The organism is Lacipirellulaceae bacterium, from assembly GCA_040218535.1.
In the GTDB taxonomy this organism is placed as follows: domain Bacteria; phylum Planctomycetota; class Planctomycetia; order Pirellulales; family Lacipirellulaceae; genus Adhaeretor.
This window is the reverse complement of the sequence record JAVJRG010000011.1, coordinates 1-18,629: the sequence shown is the minus strand read 5'-3', so window position 1 is coordinate 18,629 and position 18,629 is coordinate 1. Positions and strand designations below refer to the sequence as shown.

General features: G+C 54.6%; 14 protein-coding genes. 6 read left to right on the top strand and 8 right to left on the bottom strand.

The window, feature by feature from the left end:
* The 7 genes from RIB44_14060 to RIB44_14030 all read right to left on the bottom strand — a co-directional run.
* Window positions 1-900: hypothetical protein (locus RIB44_14060; protein MEQ8617693.1), on the bottom strand; the 900-nt coding region annotated here is incomplete at its 3' end.
* An 89-nt stretch (window positions 901-989) separates the two neighbouring features.
* Window positions 990-1,223: a molybdopterin converting factor gene (locus RIB44_14055; protein ID MEQ8617692.1), complete on the bottom strand. Its 234-nt coding sequence runs from the start codon at window positions 1,221-1,223 to the stop codon at window positions 990-992.
* A 48-nt stretch (window positions 1,224-1,271) separates the two neighbouring features.
* The gene (locus tag RIB44_14050) at window positions 1,272-1,478 is read right to left on the bottom strand and encodes a hypothetical protein (GenBank protein MEQ8617691.1); all 207 of its coding nucleotides are present in this window, start codon (window positions 1,476-1,478) and stop codon (window positions 1,272-1,274) included.
* A gap of 123 nt (window positions 1,479-1,601) precedes the next feature.
* Window positions 1,602-1,742 (bottom strand): hypothetical protein, encoded by a 141-nt coding sequence (locus RIB44_14045; GenBank protein ID MEQ8617690.1) that lies wholly within the window; start codon window positions 1,740-1,742, stop codon window positions 1,602-1,604.
* 7 nt (window positions 1,743-1,749) lie between these two features.
* Window positions 1,750-2,232, bottom strand: coding sequence for a hypothetical protein (locus RIB44_14040; protein ID MEQ8617689.1), 483 nt, complete (start codon window positions 2,230-2,232; stop codon window positions 1,750-1,752).
* A gap of 532 nt (window positions 2,233-2,764) precedes the next feature.
* Window positions 2,765-4,669, bottom strand: coding sequence for a recombinase family protein (locus RIB44_14035; protein MEQ8617688.1), 1,905 nt, complete (start codon window positions 4,667-4,669; stop codon window positions 2,765-2,767).
* A gap of 327 nt (window positions 4,670-4,996) precedes the next feature.
* On the bottom strand, window positions 4,997-6,934 hold the full coding sequence (locus tag RIB44_14030) for a hypothetical protein (GenBank protein MEQ8617687.1): 1,938 nt from the start codon (window positions 6,932-6,934) through the stop codon (window positions 4,997-4,999).
* A gap of 168 nt (window positions 6,935-7,102) precedes the next feature.
* On the opposite strand from RIB44_14030, the gene RIB44_14025 reads away from it, so the two are divergent.
* The 6 genes from RIB44_14025 to RIB44_14000 all read left to right on the top strand — a co-directional run bounded on the left by RIB44_14025 (window position 7,103) and on the right by RIB44_14000 (window position 17,999).
* Window positions 7,103-8,953 (top strand): hypothetical protein, encoded by a 1,851-nt coding sequence (locus RIB44_14025; protein ID MEQ8617686.1) that lies wholly within the window; start codon window positions 7,103-7,105, stop codon window positions 8,951-8,953.
* A gap of 561 nt (window positions 8,954-9,514) precedes the next feature.
* On the top strand, window positions 9,515-10,720 hold the full coding sequence (locus RIB44_14020) for a PEP-CTERM sorting domain-containing protein (protein MEQ8617685.1): 1,206 nt from the start codon (window positions 9,515-9,517) through the stop codon (window positions 10,718-10,720).
* 629 nt (window positions 10,721-11,349) lie between these two features.
* Entirely contained in the window at window positions 11,350-12,372 is a 1,023-nt protein-coding gene (locus RIB44_14015) for a glycosyl hydrolase family 17 protein (GenBank protein MEQ8617684.1), read from the top strand.
* A gap of 121 nt (window positions 12,373-12,493) precedes the next feature.
* Window positions 12,494-15,925: a hypothetical protein gene (locus tag RIB44_14010; protein MEQ8617683.1), complete on the top strand. Its 3,432-nt coding sequence runs from the start codon at window positions 12,494-12,496 to the stop codon at window positions 15,923-15,925.
* A 326-nt stretch (window positions 15,926-16,251) separates the two neighbouring features.
* Complete coding sequence (locus RIB44_14005) at window positions 16,252-17,250, top strand: site-specific DNA-methyltransferase (protein ID MEQ8617682.1); 999 nt, start codon at window positions 16,252-16,254, stop codon at window positions 17,248-17,250.
* A 14-nt stretch (window positions 17,251-17,264) separates the two neighbouring features.
* Window positions 17,265-17,999, top strand: a complete 735-nt coding sequence (locus RIB44_14000) for a hypothetical protein (protein ID MEQ8617681.1) — start codon at window positions 17,265-17,267, stop codon at window positions 17,997-17,999.
* 188 nt (window positions 18,000-18,187) lie between these two features.
* Here the strand turns inward: RIB44_14000 and RIB44_13995 are convergent, their stop codons facing one another.
* Window positions 18,188-18,460, bottom strand: coding sequence for a hypothetical protein (locus tag RIB44_13995; protein ID MEQ8617680.1), 273 nt, complete (start codon window positions 18,458-18,460; stop codon window positions 18,188-18,190).
* Window positions 18,461-18,629 lie beyond the last annotated feature (169 nt).

The following is an 18,629-nucleotide window of genomic DNA, read 5'->3' as shown; positions in this document are numbered from 1 at the left end:
CGATTGCTCGCAGTCTTCACACGACCGTAGGCAATGACGACAACAGTTGGTTTCACAGGCCCAGCAGGAGTCCATGCACTCGTAGCATTGCAGTTCTTCGCAGTCGCAACAGCAACGCGCACAGTCGTAGCAAAGCGCCGTCTCGCAAGCAGAGCAATCACAGCGGTCATCAGGAGCGGCAATCCCCGCACAGTCGAAACACCGCACCCCCTCCCACTCATCGAGTGTCACGTAAGCGCTGTCCGGGTTGTAAGAGAGCAACACTTGCTGCACGAGCAGAAAGAAGTCGAACAGTCGGCCTTGCGACAGAGCTGTGCGAATGACCCCCTGTCCTTCGCCCTCACAGAGCTTCTCGCTAGAGACATGCGGATGCGTGACCTCACTGTCGGTGGCTGCCGGGTTGGGCTGGCAAGCAACAACGGAATACGAGGCACCGTCATGGAACAGCCGCTCCCAGTCGAGGGCGATCTCAAAGGTACCTAGACCAACGCCTTCCAGTTCGATGGGAACGGTGCGGACGGAGATCGTCTGCTGTCGATGGTCGATAGCGACCGCTTCGAATTCTTCAGTCAGTCCGACCAGTTCGTCGAGAACCGCTTTGGCGGTGAGGGGCTCAACCGGCTCTGCAGAAACTATTGGGCCCGGTTGAGGTTCATCGTTATACCCTTCGGGAGAGAGCGCCTGGGCCATCTGTTCGCGAGCCATCTGGTACCGTCGGTGGCAGACTTTGGCTGCTAGTGACAGACCCTTTTGCTCGGCCCGATTCAATAAACGCTGCTGTCGTCGACAGAGTTCCCACTGGAAGGTGGGGAGAGCTGGCAGCCGACGCAACTGAGATCTTTGCCTAGCGAGTTCTGCGATCGAGATCGCTGTTTGGATGAATTGGCGGTTGTGGTTCATAAGAGTTCCTCCTTTCTCCATAGATCCGTCACGTGAGTAAGAAGCTGACCGCCCGAGCGGAGTCGGACGGTCAGCGAGAGCGAGAAGGCTTACGGGGAATGAAGGCAGGCCCCTTCGATCTTGCGCGGGGTGATCGACACGCGGTCGCCCTCTTGGAGCATCTGGTCACGGGCTGCCGGCAGGCGATTGACCCGGATGAGATAGTCTTCTGAGCGGGGATGTTTGACGTGGCGATGAAAAAGCGTCTCAACGGTCGTGCCATCGGCGACTTCGACATGGTCAGCGAAGCCGGCTCCATCGTTATTAATGAGGAGGATTTGCAAAGTGAGTTCCTTTCATAAAGGATAGGTAGGTGAAAACCTGAGCGCCGTTCAGCAAGACAGCTGACAGGCGAATCGCTGGGCGTCGACCTCGTCCCAATCGAGATACTTCTCCGGTTCGTTCTGATCAGAGACGGGAGGCTCTGGGTCAAAACGCTGATCGAGCGGGTCGGCAATCGAGAAGCCAAGCTGACGAATCGTGGTGCACGACTCGCCCGTGGCGACTGCCACGAGGCGATTGAGCAATGTTTGGTGCATGGGAGGATATCCTTGGGGGAAAGGAAGTGCGCAGCGACCTTCGCTACGCTCGATAAACGAGAAAGGCCCCGCCAGAAGTGGCGGGGCTGAAAGTAATTGGCTCACCGAGAGAATCTTCTGACGTCAGAACTCTTCTAAGCACTGGGCGACGCTAGCAACGCTTCGGTTGTCGACGCTGGAAGCAAGAGCGTAGTAGGCCAACAGTTTCGGCAAGGTGCAGTAGATGACGACGCTTGGCCACGCTTCACAGGTCACGCTTTTCATTGTGGAGCTATTCCTCTTGCGTGTTTTGCCGCTCTGGATGCGAAAGCAGCCTCTTCTCCTGAGATTGGTCCTCGGGCGACGGGATAAGCGTCCCGCAGCCTTCTTCAAACACGAGTTCCAAGGCAGCCAGATCCACTTCTACCGTGGTTGGCCTTACCTGCAACAGTTGCCAAGTCAGCACCAGTGCGAGAACCGCCACAAGTACCACGGCAAGACCTTGCCGCGCCCGGTATCGCTCCCAGTCCGAACGGCGTTTCTCAGCAAGCTGACGGCGCTGTGAGTTCAGGTCGGTCCAGCCGTCGGATAACGCTTGGCGTTCTTGCTGGACGCTATCTTGAAGCTGGGACATCTGCCGGTTCTGGTCCGCCTGCCGATCCGCGGCTTGAGTTGCTACTTCGACCACCCGCTCTTCACTGTTGCAGCCTGCCAGAAGCAGGAGACTCGCCAGAATTAGCAGTCGACTGCTGCGTTGGTTCGTTCTTCGATTCACTTTGTCTCCTCGTTCGTAAAATGAGCTGCAATAATCGCTCCAGTGCACGGCGCAGACGATGCTCACGAGCCAGTGCAAAAGCTAAGACAATCAGCGCTAGCGCAAGAGCGAGTGCAATCAGCTCCGCCATAGCGGTCTCCTGGGGTTGGAATGGGACTAGAAAGTGGCCAGCGAGTGGCCGTGGAAAGCTAACACCTTCCTCATATACTTATGCCACGGTTTGGGCGTGGATTTAGTGGTGCCAATAATAAATAACGACTAAACTTCAAAGCGACTGACGCTGCGACCTGTTCTGTAGTTTCTGCCCATCCAATTGCTCAGCAATTAGTTGGCGGGCAATTCTACGGGCCACTAGCCTGAGTATTTGGCCGACGAGGGAATCGTCAGCCCGGATAGGAGTCGCCTCGCTATTCTGATTCGATTCCGACTCGCGCTGTCTCTTGCCTTTCTCCACGCGGTGCTCCTTTCATGAAAAAACCGCACTGGACTAGCCAGTACGGTTAGAGAAAAAGTGAGTTGGTTTATCTTGTAATTAACTACTGGGCCAATCCAGCGGGAATCCGGGAAGTGGCTCGAAGTGGTAACGCTTATGGTGATGTCGCCGTAGCTTGTTTCTAGCCATGGGTGGTTCAAGCACTGGATAGTAAGCGTCCGCTAAGTCTTCCGCCATCATTCGTCTCTGTAGCCTCTTTGCCCTCTGGACGACCGGCTGGGTGATGCCTAGTCTCCCGGCGATTTCCCGCTCCGTCAGGCCGAGTCCGCAATTTGAGAGTTCCCAGATTTCCTGGCGGTACCGCTCTGGCTGAGGGAGGGGAAAAAGATCAACCAACAACTGCTTCGAGTAGCGGTGCTTAATCGATTGGTAATCTTCAGCACCCGGAACGACCGCTCCAAGATCGAGCGATACAGACGCCCTTAGCACGATTTTGTTGCTATCCAGCAACGAGTAAGGAAAGACGGCAATCGATGGCAATAACTGCGTCATCAGTCTTGCGAACTCCGGAGATTCGGCTCGCAAGTCATTCAGAGCAGTAGTCGCCCTTTCGCGCAATTCTGCAATCGAAGGCAGGACTAACTTGGGCTCTGGAAGCTTTCGCAGCTGCTTGAGCTCACGCTCAAGAGCAGCCTTCTGTACTTCGTGTTGCCGAAGGTTTTGCAAGAGGGTTGCACTGCCTCCGCTTTGCGCTACCGCTTCACTTAGGTTTTCCAATTTGCGATCAATCGTACCGATTTCAACCTTAATCTCCTGCTGCCGTTGATTACGGCCGGAGAGAACATGGTCAGCTTCTTCGGCAACCATGGCCTCCAGAGTGCTGTCGTAGTCTGGCATCCGCACCAACTCTTCGCAGACAGCCTCTGCCAGTTTGCGACCAGTTTTTTCGAGGTTGAGAGTCACGGAGTTCCAGCAGAGATAATTGGCAGCACCGCTACACATGATGCTTCTTTTCTCGCTGTTGCCTTGGCAGATCATCGTGCGACCGCAGACTCCACAACGGATGTGTTGGGCTGGCCAGACCGTTCTTTTTTTGGGGATACCCTTGCGCGGCGCAATCGAGTTCTTCTTCGCCGTACTGTAGATGGCAGTGCGTTCGTTCAGTAACGCATTAACCTCGTCAAACAGTTCAGCGTCGACGAACGCTAAGTGAGGGCACTCGCGTGTACGAAGCATCTCAGCAGGTGCGTTCACGCTGCGATACTTGCCGGTCTTGTTGATCCGCTTACTCATCTTGCGATTCCGCTCGCGGACACCCTTTAGAATCGGATTCCTGGTTATCCGAGCAACCATTGCCCCATCCCACTTCTTGTTGCGACAGAGCGGTCCCGTTGGAACACCCATTTCATTAAGCCAGTCAGCAACTTCTGCGAAAGATGCTCCTTGTTGCAGCATCCTAAACCACTCGCGGTAGATCGGTTCAGCTGCCGGATCTTTTCGAACACCGTCGTCAGTCTTGCTGCCAGGTTCCTTGATGTAGCCGTAGATAAGATGCTGACACATCCCTCCATTGTCGAAGATGTTCTGCTGGCTCCGCTGGATTCTTTGCGAGCTGTCGGCATTGTACATTTCATGCCTAATGGCGCTGAAACCAGCGAGCATTCTCCAATTCGGCTGACCCGTGTCGACATCGCCATTCACGGCAATCAGTCGAGTGTCGAAGTCCTCGGCCAACTCACAAAAGCGCTGTGCGTGATAGCGACGAGATATTCGACTGAGGTCTTCACAGAGGATGAGGTCGTATTCTCCAGTCTCGACCGCCAGTTCAGCTTTATACAGTTCTTCACGCTGAACGTCTTCGCCACTCCCTACCCCGGCGATGACCTCGATCATGGTTGGCCCATCCCATTGCTGCTCAAGATAGTCTCGCAGTCGCACCTCCTGGTCGTCATTCGACTCCTCTCTTTGCTTACCTTCACCGGGGGAGCTGACTCGGCAAATCATTAGAACTCTCAGAGAGTAACCATTCTTGGGGGAAAGTGTTACCATTTTCGGCATCTCCTTATGTGGAGATGCCAGACCCCAGTCCATTGACACAGTGTGCCAATCGCTGTGATAAATCCTGAGAGGACCTGATTACCGCTGCGTTCAGGTGATAACTCGTAAGCTTAGAGCTGCGTAAAACTTATCGCTGTATTTGCCTTGCAGCGAACAGGTTACGAAATACGCTCAAGCGAGTCCCATGCCCTCCGCTTTCTTTGGAACTCGCTCGTTACATTCTAGACGAGTCTTACTTTTTGAAATTCGACTCTCATCGAATCCTTTAATTCGTTAGTTCTTGCTCGGCAGCCAAGCTTCGAGAAACTCGTTGGGAACATTGATGCCCAGCGTCAGCCAATCCTCGTGAGCCCACGCACCCTGTGGTTGCAAGTTACGCATGCGGCCTAGTGTGCCACCCTCAGGCAGGGCGACTCCCGTTCCATCGAGAACTGGCGCGAAGAATGCGGCTAGCTTTTCCTGCAGGAACGATTGACCCTCTACGGGAATTGACGAGTCGAGCTCCACTTCACCTTGCCGCTGTAAGTAGTAGTCGCCGAATTCGCTTTGCTGGAGCTGGTAGTAGATTGTCGCGGTCGTTGGTCCTACGAACTCTTCACCATCGATCTCAACTCGTTGGATGTTGAGTTGGATTCTGAACACATTGCTTGCAGGAATCGTGATTTCCAAGGGGCGCGGCTTGGCGGCTATGATTGCCCAGCGGGTGGACCGCGAATGGACCATGAGGGGTGGGGGAAGCTGAGGCTGGAGGATTCTCGCGTAACGCATGAAATACTTATCCGTAAACGTCTTCCCGGCCATGATGGTTTCGAGCATGTTGTTGAAGAACGAAACGTGTAGGCAGATTTGCATGTCAGCCGCCATGTCCCTTCCGTGAGGGATCACCGCACCGAACTGTTCGCGGTTCCCAGCGGCCACATTCACGGTGATACTCTCGTTACTGCTCTCCAAGTTTTCCCAGCGAGGAGTCGCGCCCTCGCGAACCACGGGAGCGAAGACTTCTTGAAACTGGTCGAGCGATTCTTGGGACTTCTGCAATTCGGCACGAATGTCATCAATAGCCGTGTTGACGCGCTTCTCCATCTCCTCCTGCATCAGAAGTTTGGCTTTCATACTGGCGCGCGAATTCATCTGTCGTAAAGAATCCGGTTCATGGACTCGACGTTCCCCGATTCGTCGGATGAAATCGCTGCGTGCCGAGACGCCTGTGACCCGAGTCTTCACCTTGAGTGCAACTTCAGTTTCGCCAACCGTGATTCCTTGCAAATTGACTCCTACTGGCGTGATGGCTTCCACGGGGCCGGTGGTCCGCATGGCGATTGAGACGGGACCTACAACCGCACGACAGAGAGACTCAATGCTTCCTTGGTACTCAAGATGTATTTCTGCAGCGACAGGGTTATCTTGAAGTCCTACCGCGATCTCTCCTCGGGTTTTGGCCGTACCGTTGACGTTTGCAACCCGGGGTTGTCCGAGCAGGCTGCCGTTGGGGACGGTCAATCTATCCGAGACAGGCAATGACTGCTGAAGATCGCTAGCCAATAAGGCAATCGTCCGGTCAACAACTGGTTTTCCAATCACGATCTGAGCATTTGGCAGCGAGATCAATCTCCGCGTCGCAGCGGTTAACTCGGGAAGTTGCCGACAGCGGTCCAGCCAACCTAACGTACGTGCGAGAGCCGCAGTGTTCCTGTCACTTGGGTCAGCGGCCAGGGTTTCGAGGTGCTCGCGGGTGTCGGCTACTCGTCGGTGAAACTCAGCTTCCAAAGTCGGATGTGAGCAGGCGTATGCCGCGTCGAGATGGGCATCCATGCTTTGTCGAAGTTCCGCAAAGAAAGGATACTCAAGCCCCTTGCGATTGGAGTAAAGCCAACGCCGCACCAGAGCGAGTTCTGAATACTCGATCTCTTGCGGCTCACCCAAGTTTCGCATCAACAGAGGCCATTGCAGGTGCCGCTTCCAGGCATCCGCGTAAGCCTCGCCATGCGATTCGAGCTTTTGCTCAACTCGTGAAGCCTCTTCACTTAATGCGTTTCGAGTCGTTTCGTACCATTGTGGGTCTGGAGCTGTGAAAGGCAGCTCCGCATCTTGCCAGAGAGTCATCGCCTCGCGGATCCTCTGGCTGAAAGAATCTTGGGCGCGGCTTGTCCGTGTGATTGCACTGGCAATCACGAGAATGCATAGAAGGAAGACGGTCTGCGTGCGTGGCATGTGGTATTTCAGGGCATTCACGAGAGCTAGACCGAGCGCTCTTTCGTTTTGCCACGAATCCTAACTTGGGCGATAGTCTGTCCGTTTGACCAATTCCTCACGTCGCGCCCGACTCGCCGACGAAGAAGTTGGTATCTATCAATTTATCGGTCTAGCCCACAGATGCTCATGGTTATCCAGCAGAGAGTCGCACATTGGATTGTCGTAGCGATGATGACGGTCGTAGTGGCTGAGCCGGTTGTTGCGGCTACGCCAGTGCTGACTGGGCGTTGGGGAGATACGCGCATGCCGCAGCAGCTCGTAAGTAACTATGAGTCGAAGAAAACGAGGGCGCTAGTCGTCGTCACGTTCTCGACGGTCTGCCCTCTGGCGAAACGGCTCGTGCCGACGCTCAACCAACTGCAAGCGAAGTATTTCGAACAGGATGTGCACTTCATCGCCCTGTTTCCCAACGGCATCGACGACCTCCAAGCGATTGCCGGCTACGCCATCGACACCGAACTCGCCTTTCCCGTCTTCAAGGACGATGCCGCCACGCCCTGGCACGAGGAGTTGGGACTAAGTGTCACGCCAGAAGTCGTGGTACTCGACACGAGCGGCGGGTTCGATGCCAAACGAACCGTCTACCGTGGACAGATCAACGGACAATGGTTTGGTGGAGGGGCGAATAATCAAAAGCAAAACTACTTGGCGGATGCTCTTGAGAGTCTGTTCAACGGTACGCTGCCGAAACTGGCTGAGACGGCGGCTTCCGGCTGTGCCATCGCTAAAGAGGCCCGGCGAGATCTGAGCAAGTTCAAGGAGGTAACTTACTACAACGACATTTTGCCGCTGCTACAGAACCGTTGCCAAAGCTGCCATCGTGCGGGCGAGCCTGGTGCTGAGTTGTTCTCTGCGTTCGATTCTTACGAGAGCGTCGCCGCCATGGCAGGCGTGATGTTAAGCCGTATCGAGAACCGGCTCATGCCACCCTGGCACGCCACGACGGACCCGCAGAACGGGCTCGGCGGATTTCACGGCGACCTGCGTTTGACCGATGATCAAATTGATCAGTTCCGAGCATGGGTTGAACTTGATTGTCCGCCGGGAAACCCGGAGGACGCACCGGACCCGCCCAACTGGCCGGCTGCGAACGCGTGGCAAATCGGTAAGCCGGATTTCGTCTTCGAAATGCCCGAACCCTACGTCGTTCCCAAGAATCGGCTCGACGAGTACCAGTATTACCGGGTTGAGGCCAACTTCTCCGAGGATCGCTATATTCAGGCCATCGAAATGCGGCCCGGCAACAAATCGGTTGTGCATCACATGGGTGCCATTGTCGGCAAGAGTACCACGGAACCCCTCTCGGCAAATCAAGCTCTGCTTAAGCTCTACGGAGTGACCGGGGATCGGGTGAAGAAGATCGGCGACTACATCCCCGGAGATCCCTTCAACGCCCGCCGCTACCCAACGGGCTACGCGCTCAAGTTGCCAGCCCATCACGACCTGTTTTTCGAAATGCACTACACGCCAACCGGAGAGCAGGAAGCACCTGACCTTTCCAAACTCGGAATCATTTGGGCGAAGGGAGTGCCTGAGCACGTGATCGAAACGCAAGTCTTCAATCGCAAAGACATTCGCCTGCGACCGCACGTGCTGCACTACGAGAAGGAGAGCTACTATCAATTTACAACTGACGTATTAATTCACGCGCTGGCGCCACACATGCATTATCGCGGAAAGGATTTCACTCTCTACAAGATCGAAAACCTTGGTCTTCCTAATGAGAAGAGAACGCTGATCTTGAAAATCGCTGCCTATGACTTCAATTGGCAACGCACCTACGAGTTCGTCAATCCGCTGAAGCTAAAGGCCGGAGATGCGCTCTTCTCCGTCGCCCATTTCGACAACTCGCATTTCAACCCAAACAACCCCGACCCCGAAGCCTCCGTCCGTTTCGGCCTGCTGTCGAATCAAGAAATGCTCAACATGCGCGTGAAATTCGAACGAGCGAACTTTGATGAGTCGATCAGCGAGTGAGAAGGAGCAGTCGTCCGCCTCGGCGGGTTGAGGGTTCGAGTCCCTTGCGGTCCGCTGTTGCTGAACTCGTCTTCGAGTCTCGAACTTCTTCTCAGACCCCCCCGTCGGGCTGGGTGGTCTAAGCCCTTGTGTTTCGAACCGTTTAGATAGTTTTGCGCGTAATCACTTGCAAAATTGCAAGTTATAGCTGCTATGTCATCGCTTGCCTGAGGAATGGTCAGCAAGAGATTCTCGGCCAATTGTTGCAAATGCTTGACGCGAACGTGAATTGCCACTTACGATATGGATTAGGCGGGGCAAGACAATTTGCTGATCGGCACCTTTTGGCGCACTGAACAGAGAAGAGCCACTACCGGTTTGTGTTTGCACAAATCGATAGTGGCTCTTTTTTTGTGCTGAAGTTTGGACCGACGGTGTGACTTCACGACTCCTCTAACGATTTTTGCTTTTGTTCGGCGTAACTGACTGCTGTTACCCGAGAAAATTGCTAGAGCTGAAGAAGTTGCCTACGTGAAACGGTTCGGACTTCGAGTGCTAACCCGTAGAAGGAGGACTGATCAGATGACGTGTCTCGGAGTAAGAAGGTTGTGCATTGCTCTTCTTGCAGTGCTGACGATCCCGAATGCTGCTTGGGCAACGATTCCTTACGGCGGGCTCGCTGACGGAACGCCGTCGCTTGGTCCTGGGTTAGCATCGCCATCGATTGTGCCGGGTAAAGAATACTCGCATGACAGGGACCACATGATAACGGCCGTTGGAACGGCACCTGACCCGAAGCAGATTGTTGCCTGGGATGGATCAGGCGGTGTCACCGACGGATTAGATTTCTCTCCGCCAGTCTTTCCGACGGCACTCGTTGACCTGGAAGTCGATGCCATTGCAAACCATGGCGATTTCCTCTTTGATGAACTGCTCTCTGACGATGCCCACTTGTTGTTTTCTCTGGACAAAGATTTTGTGGGCTATGGACCGGGCGGAGTCCCCTTCCCCGGTATGATTCCATCGGGACCCGCGGTGATTCTCGGCAACGGCAATACGGTTGGCGGTGCGGGTGAAATCTCGTACGAACTGGGAGTCTTTGGTGGGGCCAACGGCGCAGACATTCAAGGCACGTGGGCCGCTCAGGCCATGATCAACGGCATGCCGCTGCCGGATGATATCGATGGACTCGAAATCTGGGGACCGGAACCAGCGGTTGCAGCCGACACGGATAAGTTGTCGCTACGTGTTGATGCGGCCACGGGGCTCGCCGGCCCGCCAACTTCGGTGTTTAATGCGGATGGCTCAACATACATCACGCTACCGATGATTGAAGCAGCCGTCTTCCCGTTATTGGGTGGTCCCATTCCGACAACGGCTGACGCAGACGCGATTAACCTCGACGCACTCATGGTCAGCGATGTGGTGGGTGAGGATACCGATTTTGGACGCGACCCCGCCGGTGGTTTGGATGTCGATGCCATTATTTTCAGCATCGATCAAATCCCCGATCCTGCCGACCCGGATGGATACTATGCCACCGGTAGCGAACTGTTCGTACTCGATGCGGCGGGCGGCGCCTCATTCTTGTTCCACGGCGGTCACCTGTGGGACCATGCCTACGCATTGGCCACCTTTAGTATGGGAATGCCGGGCGGTAACCAGAACTATTTTGCTTTCGACATCGATGCGATTGAGGCCGTGACCGAAGGCGTAGTTCCTGAACCTAGCACAGCCGTGTTGTTGCTGTTGGGGACGGCATTGCTATCACGTCGTCGGAATCGCTAGCGAATGATTGTTCAACAAGGTGGACACCGGAAAGGGCGCCGACTAGTTCGGCGCCCTTCTTTTTTCCTCTCGCCTACTCCTTCTACTAGTCTCGGCCCGGTTGGAATAGAGAACAATTTTTCACGTCATGCGTCAGCGCGAGACCAGCGCTGGAAGCTGTACGAAGATGGCCGATTATTCGACATCGCAAACGATGTGCTTCAACAGCATCCGCTCCGAACGGAGCAGGACCCACCGGCTATTGTCTCGATCAGAAAACGGCTGAGGGCGGTACTCGCCTCTCAATCCCAGGGTGCTCAGTAAGCGTCCGTATCCCCTGAACGGTGCGTTCCCCTTCTCACTGTCTCTTCAAGAAGCCTCTAGGATCACCCCAAGAACCCGGCGTGTGGAGCGAAACTCGGATAGAGTCGCGACTCCCAGCCGCGATTCTACTGGTGGCTCGCAACTGCAGATGTACGCATCCTTCTGCTAATCTGATGCAGCAGAGTTCATGAAAGTAACAAAGTTACATCCAATAATTTCTTGTTTTTAAGGTACGAAATTTGGTGGTTGCTCGGTAGTATAGAGATGTCTGGTTCAGTTACAGTAATAATTTCACAGCCGTTCCGCGGCGGGTAGGAATAGCTTCGATGACTCGATGGTTCTTGTTCTTGGTGGCTTTGGCCTGTCTTTCGCCCGGTCATGTGGCGGCGGAAGCGATCGAGGTGTCGGGCGAAGACTTTGTGGTTCGCAAGTTCGTCCCTGAACTCGACGGCACTTGGATTGGTGAAGGGATTTCCTACGGGCCGTATCGTGAGGGGCAGGGGCCGGGGGGTGAGCAGCCGACCGACGAGCAGCTTATCGAAGACTTGGAGCTGATTGCCGAGCATTGGAACTTGATCCGCATCTATGGCAGCCGTGGTTTTACGGAGCGTGTGTTGAGGATCATCCGCGAGCGAAAGCTGCCGCTCAAGGTGATGCTGGGCGCTTGGATCACTCGGGAGCTTGAGGGCGAGGGGCAGGGCAGTGTCAATCAAGAAGCCTTGCGAGCGAACCGAGAGGAAGTGTCAGAGCTGATCCGATTGACCAACGCTTACCCCGATGTGGTGATTGCGGCGAGTGTTGGCAACGAGACGCAAGTGTATTGGTCGGCTCACAAAGCGCGCATTGAACTGCTGATCAATTACCTCCGCGAAGTCCGCTCGGCGACGGAGGTGCCGGTCACCACGGCTGACGATTTCAACTTCTGGAACAAGCCGGAAAGCAAAGCCGTAGCCGCCGAGGTTGATTTTATCGTCCTGCACGTTCACGCCTTGTGGGCGGGCAATCTGTTGAAGGACGCGATGGCGTGGACGGAGCGGATCTATGACGAGATCTGCGAGCACCACCCGGAGAAGCTCGTGGTGATCGGTGAGGCAGGTTGGGCGACCCGCGTGCATACCGAGGGCGAGCAGGCGCAGTTGATTAAAGGGAAAGCGGGAGAGAAAGAGCAAGCCATCTACTACCAGCAGTTTAAGGATTGGACGCAGAAGGAGAAGGTTTGCACGTTCTTCTTCGAAGCCTTCGACGAACCGTGGAAGGGCGGGCCGCATCCCAACGAAGTGGAAAAGCATTGGGGGCTGTTCAAGGTCGACCGACAGCCGAAAGAGGCGATGAAAAGTTTCGTGAAGTAGTGTGAGTCGTGGGGTGGCTCGGGACGAGAGAGTTACAGTAGTTGAATTCATTCATTTTTGGTGAGCAGCAATGAATAGCATCGAGAGTCAATCGAGCGCAACGCGTTCAGGGAGTGAGCAAGTGGCTGGGCGCTTTGTGCAACTCGACGGGCAAGATTTCTATGAGATCGATAACTACGATCTCATTCGCCCCTTTCTGATGAGCGTGGTCAGCTCCGGCGATCACTGGATGTATCTCTCTTCGTCAGGCGGATTGGCCGCGGGGCGCGTTTCGCCTGAGACGAGCCTGTTCCCTTACGAAACGGTCGACCGTCTCCACGAGTGCTATCCCTACACCGGCCCGATCACGGTGGTTCGGTATCGCGACTCGGAAGGTGAGTTTGGCTTCTGGCGTCCCTTCGTCAACGATACCTCTGGCGCTTCGCAAGGAAAGCGACGGCTGCTGAAGCACGTTGCCGGCGATCAGGTGGTGTTCGAGGAGCATAATGAATCGCTCGGTTTGAAGTTGCGTTACCACTGGCGGATGTCGAATGAGTTGGGATTCGTGCGTACGGTTGTCCTTGAGAATGTCCGCGATGGGGAGTTCGAGTGCGAAGTCGTCGATGGGCTGCAAAACCTGATTCCTCATGGTGTTCCGCTATCGACCTATCAGTGTGCGAGCTGTCTGACGGATGCCTACAAGCACAACGAATACGACCCCCAGACCGGGCTTGGTATCTTTAGCCTGACGTCGAAGATTTCTGACCGTGCCGAAGCGGTCGAAGCACTACGAGCAACGACCGTCTGGAGAGCCGGCCTGGCAGATGCAACGGTTTTCTTGGCACCCGAAGGGCTTGAAGACTTCTACGCAGGAGCCCAGCCCGCAGCGGAAGAAACTTGCACCGGTCGCCGCGGGAACTATCTCGCTTATGCCGGATTGAAGCTCTCCGCGGGTGAGTCGCAGAGCTGGCATTTGGTGGCCGACGTGGGCCGCGATCATCAACAGGTTGCTTGGATTCTTGACCAGCTTCGTTCCACAGAATCGCTTGAAGGGCTTATTGAATCGACGACGCAGCGTAACCACGAAGATCTCATGGCGAACATCGCCAGCGCGGATGGACTGCAACAGACAGGCAGCCAAGTCGCCAGTGCCCATCACTTTGCCAACGTGTTGTTCAACAACATGCGTGGCGGTGTGTTCGCTTCGAATTACACGGTAGCGACGGACGACTTCCGCGACTTCGTTCGTCAGCGGAACGCCAAAGCATTTCAGGCGCAGCAATCCTTCTTGCGGACTTTACCCGCTGAGATTGCTTACGAAGAGCTGATCAGCCAAGTCGAAGAGCAACATCATGCCGATCTTATGCGACTAGCGATGGAGTATCTTCCGCTGACCTTCAGCCGTCGCCACGGCGATCCGAGCCGCCCTTGGAATGCGTTCGAGATTCGCGTCCGTAACGAGGATGGTTCGCAGATTTACAACTACCAAGGCAATTGGCGCGATATCTTCCAGAATTGGGAAGCACTGTGTGCGAGCTACCCAGCATTCTTGCCCAGCATCGTCGCGAAGTTTGTGAATGCCTCGACAATTGACGGCTACAACCCTTACCGCATTACTCGCGATGGGCTTGATTGGGAAGCGCCCGACCCAGACGATCCTTGGAGTAACATTGGTTATTGGGGCGATCACCAGATTGTCTATCTGACGAAGCTGCTAGAGGCTTTGCAGGCCTACTATCCCGGCAAGCTGGAGCAGATGCTTGAAGAGTCTGCGTTCTGCTATGCGAGAGTTCCCTACCGCATCAAGTCGTTTGATCAAATCAAGCAAAACAGCAGCGAGACGATTGACTACGACCTATTTACCGCACAGGAAATCGACGGGCGTGTTGAGAGCATCGGGGCGGACGGCAAACTCGTGGTGGATGGACACGGCGAGATCTATTATGCCAACCTGCTTGAAAAGTTGATGGTGCCGGTCCTTTCGAAAATGTCGAACTTTGTCGTCGATGGCGGCATCTGGCTCAACACGCAACGCCCTGAGTGGAATGACGCGAATAACGCATTGGTCGGTGCTGGTTTGTCGATGGTTTCGGTCTGTCAGTTGCGTCGGCATCTGGTCTTCTTAGCCCGACTGCTTAGAAACTTTTCCGATAAGCGTTTTGAGATTTCGGTCGAGGTCGAGCAGTGGTTCCGCAACCTTCGCACCGTCTTGAATGACAATCGCTCATTGCTGCAAGCTTCGACAATCGACGACCAGGCACGTGCCCGTATGTTGGAAGCCGCCGGGCAAGCCTTCTCCGATTATCGGCTGAAGGTTTATGACGCTGGATTCTCAGGCAAGCATACCGTGGGCAGCGCGGAGCTGGTGGAATTCCTCGGCGTGGCGATTGATTATCTCGACCATGCGATTCGTGCGAACCGGCGGAAGGACCGTCTGTATCACGCTTACAACCTGCTGGAGCTTGACCAAGAAGATTCCTCGGCGTCGGTATCGCATCTGTATGAAATGCTCGAAGGTCAGGTCGCCGCGCTCAGCAGCGGCGTTCTCGACGCAGGGCAAGCGATCGAGCTGATTGATGCGATGTTCGAGAGCAAGCTCTATCGCGAAGACCAGCAGAGCTTCATGCTCTATCCGAACCGTAAGCTGCCCGGTTTCCTGGAGCGAAATCGCATTCCGGTCCAGCGCATTGAGTCCGTGGCTTTGCTTGACGCACTGATCCAAGCGAACGAAGGGTCGTTGATCCTGCGCGACGTGCTTGGCGACTATCACTTCCACTCGAGCATTCAGAAGCGGGCCGATCTCGACCAACAACTCGAAAGGCTCGCCTGCAACGATCGTTGGTCGGAGCTGGTCCAGCAGGATCGCAAAGCCGTGCTAGACGTTTTCGAAGAAGTTTTCCAGCACAAGTCTTACACCGGTCGCTCGGGAACGATGTACGGCTACGAAGGCTTGGGCAGCATCTATTGGCACATGGTCTCGAAACTGCTCTTGGCGGTGCAAGAGAATGTTTTCAAGGTGGCCGATCGGCAGGCCTCGAAATCAGAAATCGAACGGCTGGCGGATGCTTATTACCTTGTGCGTGGCGGGCTCAGTTCTGATAAGACGCCCCAGCAGTACGGTGCGTTCCCGACGGACCCCTACTCGCACAGCCCCAAGCACAGTGGTGCTCAACAACCAGGGATGACGGGTCAGGTCAAGGAAGAAATCCTTACCCGCTTCGGCGAGCTTGGGGTACGCATCTTCGACGGACGCGTTCACTTCCAGCCGATCCTGCTGCGTCGCCGCGAGTTCCTCGCCGAGGCCTCGACGTTCGAGTATCTCGATCTGTCAGGTGCTCCGCAATCGCTGGAGCTGACGCCCTGGTCGCTGGCATTCACGCTGTGCCAGACACCCATTCGCTACCAGCTTGGCGACGAGCCCCTCTCCGTGAAGGTGACGCTCGCCGATGGCCGAGTCGAGAAGATGAAAGCTAGCTCGCTAACTCCCGAGCTAAGTGCAGAGTTGTTCGCACGGTCAGGCGAGATCGCCCTGATCGAAGTGAACATTCCCGACGCACAAGTCGTGCGGGCGTAGCGGCGTCAAGCTCTCCCCGGCCCTGGCGTCGGGAGATGAAACGTTCTGTCGTTTCGGGGGCTGCCTGCATTCCTGTTCTGTTGCACGCTTGGCGGGAGAGTGCGATCGGCGTTTCACGCTTGGTCAGCTTGCCTAGTCCGCCCACTGCTATGGGGTTATATTAGTCTATCCTTTGATAAGCCTGCTACTCTTGGAAATTCGCAACTAATAATAAGTTCGTCGCCTAATCCACGTTCTTCGTGACGCATTCACGGGCGAATCCTCTGTGCTACCGAATTTGCGCAAAATTGCTAAACTAGATGGTTTGCAGGTGCAAGGATGACTCAATGAAAAACAACCCTTTGCCGCGATTGGACAACGACCCCGAACTTCGTGAACGTTTGCTGCCGTTCTGCCGACTAAGTGCTGGAGACGTCTGGGAAGATCCGTATGGTAAGCACCGCATCGGATGCTTGGATGCGGCTGATCGAGATCAGGTGCGACAACTGTGCGCCGATGCAAATCCTACTCTCGCAATCCACGATCCGCCTTATAACCTTGTTGCCTTCGATCTTCGCTCGATCGCTGAATTTGTCGAATGGTGTCGCAAATGGATACGAAACACGTCTGCCGTGCTTGCAAGCGATGCCTCGCTTTATGTCTGGCTTGGAGCGGATCAAAACGATGGCTTTCAGCCGCTGCCCGATTTCATGGTAATGATGCGTGATGAACCCTATCGGTCTCGTAGCTTCATCACTATGCGGAATCAGCGAGGCTACGGAACGCAGAAGAACTGGATGGCTGTACGTCAAGAATTGCTTTACTACACGAAGGGGAACCCGACATTCAACGTCAGTGCCGAATACACCGATATTCCGAAGATACTCCGTGGATACTACAAGGAGGTTGACGGAAAGAAAACTGAAAACCTTGAGCGTAGCAAGTCGAACAACATTCGGGCAGGCAATGTATGGGTGGATATTCAGCAGGTCTTTTATCGCATGGATGAAAACGTGTCCGGTTGCTACGCTCAAAAGCCGCTCAAGTGCATTGAGCGAATTGTGAAGGCAAGTTCTGATTCTGGTGATTGCGTACTCGATTTGTTCGCCCACTCCGGAGCGACGCTGATCGCGGCAGAAAAATTGAACCGCCGCTGCATGACGATTGACAACGACCCGATCTACGCTGAAATCTGTATCCGTCGTCTAGAAAGGTATCGGCATACTGGTAACGAAGGTTGGCAGAATGGGCATCCGTTTGAAACTGAAATCCCGTCCTTCGCCGATGACTCGGAGCGAGTGGTTGACGGTGAATGCACTAACGTGCCGCAAAAACTGCTGTTCTAAAACTGCGAATATATATGGAACACCTCCAAGAACAACTTGATGAACTCCTCAAGGGTGTGGCAAATGAGGCTGAGATTCGGGATCGGCTCGAAAACTTAGTCTCTGTTTACCCGTTCAACGAATACGAATACATCATTTCACATCTGCTCGGCATGAATGTCTTGACGTTGGATGGGTACTTCGAGCTTCGTGACGATTATCTCGCCCGCAACATGTTTCTTTACATTTTTGAGATCAGTGCTCCGCGAACCTTTGGCGAATCATGGGCACAAGGGCATCTGAAAGAACTTGTTCCAGATTTGGAAAAGCCATCGAAGAAACGAGATGCGAACTATTCCGGCCAGTATGATTTTTTACTCGGCGAGATCAAAATCGAGGTAAAGGCATCGCGCGCTGTTGACGCAGACGACAGCGCTCCACTTTACGTCAAGGCTCTTGCATCTGACTCCAAGAAATCATTTTGGATGAATTTTCAACAGATCAAACCAGCATGTTGCGATGTCTTTGTTTGGGTTGCCGTTTGGCGTGACAAAATCAGGTATTGGGTCCAATCTTCTTTCGAGGTTGAAAATAACAAGCACTACTCAAAGGGCCAACATCGCGGGAACGTCGGCGAGGGGCAGTTACATATCCGTCCAGACAATATTCGCGACTTCGACAGCTACGAAATACAATCCAACTGTTTGCGTCAAGCAATCGTTGACGCAAACGATCGCGAACACAAACAGCGTAGCGATTCCAGTGCGTAACGATACGGCGACGAACAAAACGATGAACCGGAGCCGAATTGCGTCGCGCGTTCGCTGCGCTCAACTACGCTTTCTATTGGCCCGGTTATCGCAGACGTTTTACCTCAGCTTCATCGACCAACGCACGAACCTTAAGCCCGAGAGTGCCTCGGTCTGTCCGTCCGCTTCACTCTGACGTGCGCCGCTCGCTACCAGTCCTCGATGGGAGTTCTGCCCGACATCCAACTCCACTCGACGTCGGTCATGAACCACGTGTAGGCCTCGAGGTCGCTGACGCCCCAGTCCCGATGGCCCCGGACTGATTCGAACAGGGCGGTGGCATGGGCTCCGGAGGGTTCTTTGAGCAGATTATGGAAGCACTGCATCATGTCGTCGGGCTTGTCGGGCACCGATTCGAGGGCCTTCGGCAGCCCACTAGAGGAAGAGACCGCAGAGGTCGACTTACTATCAAAGAGCGGCAACGTGGTTCTTGCAGTTCCTTCCGGGAAGTATCAATTTCAGGTCAAGCTCGATTGATCGATCGACCATGGTCAAAATAGGACGCGACGAACCTGAGTCATCAATCTTTAGGCATCGGATAAAACGCGTTGCCGCATCCTTTGCATGTAAAACTTCTCAAGAGCGATACAA

Bases quoted from the DNA above. Each gene is read 5' to 3' on its own strand.
- RIB44_14050 (MEQ8617691.1), bottom strand. From the start codon at position 1,478: ATGCACCAAACATTGCTCAATCGCCTCGTGGCAGTCGCCACGGGCGAG.
- RIB44_14045 (MEQ8617690.1), bottom strand. From the start codon at position 1,742: ATGAAAAGCGTGACCTGTGAAGCGTGGCCAAGCGTCGTCATCTACTGC.
- RIB44_14035 (MEQ8617688.1), bottom strand. From the start codon at position 4,669: ATGATTTGCCGAGTCAGCTCCCCCGGTGAAGGTAAGCAAAGAGAGGAG.
- RIB44_14030 (MEQ8617687.1), bottom strand. From the start codon at position 6,934: ATGCCACGCACGCAGACCGTCTTCCTTCTATGCATTCTCGTGATTGCC.
- RIB44_14025 (MEQ8617686.1), top strand. From the start codon at position 7,103: ATGGTTATCCAGCAGAGAGTCGCACATTGGATTGTCGTAGCGATGATG.
- RIB44_14020 (MEQ8617685.1), top strand. From the start codon at position 9,515: ATGACGTGTCTCGGAGTAAGAAGGTTGTGCATTGCTCTTCTTGCAGTG.
- RIB44_14015 (MEQ8617684.1), top strand. From the start codon at position 11,350: ATGACTCGATGGTTCTTGTTCTTGGTGGCTTTGGCCTGTCTTTCGCCC.
- RIB44_14005 (MEQ8617682.1), top strand. From the start codon at position 16,252: ATGAAAAACAACCCTTTGCCGCGATTGGACAACGACCCCGAACTTCGT.
- RIB44_14000 (MEQ8617681.1), top strand. From the start codon at position 17,265: ATGGAACACCTCCAAGAACAACTTGATGAACTCCTCAAGGGTGTGGCA.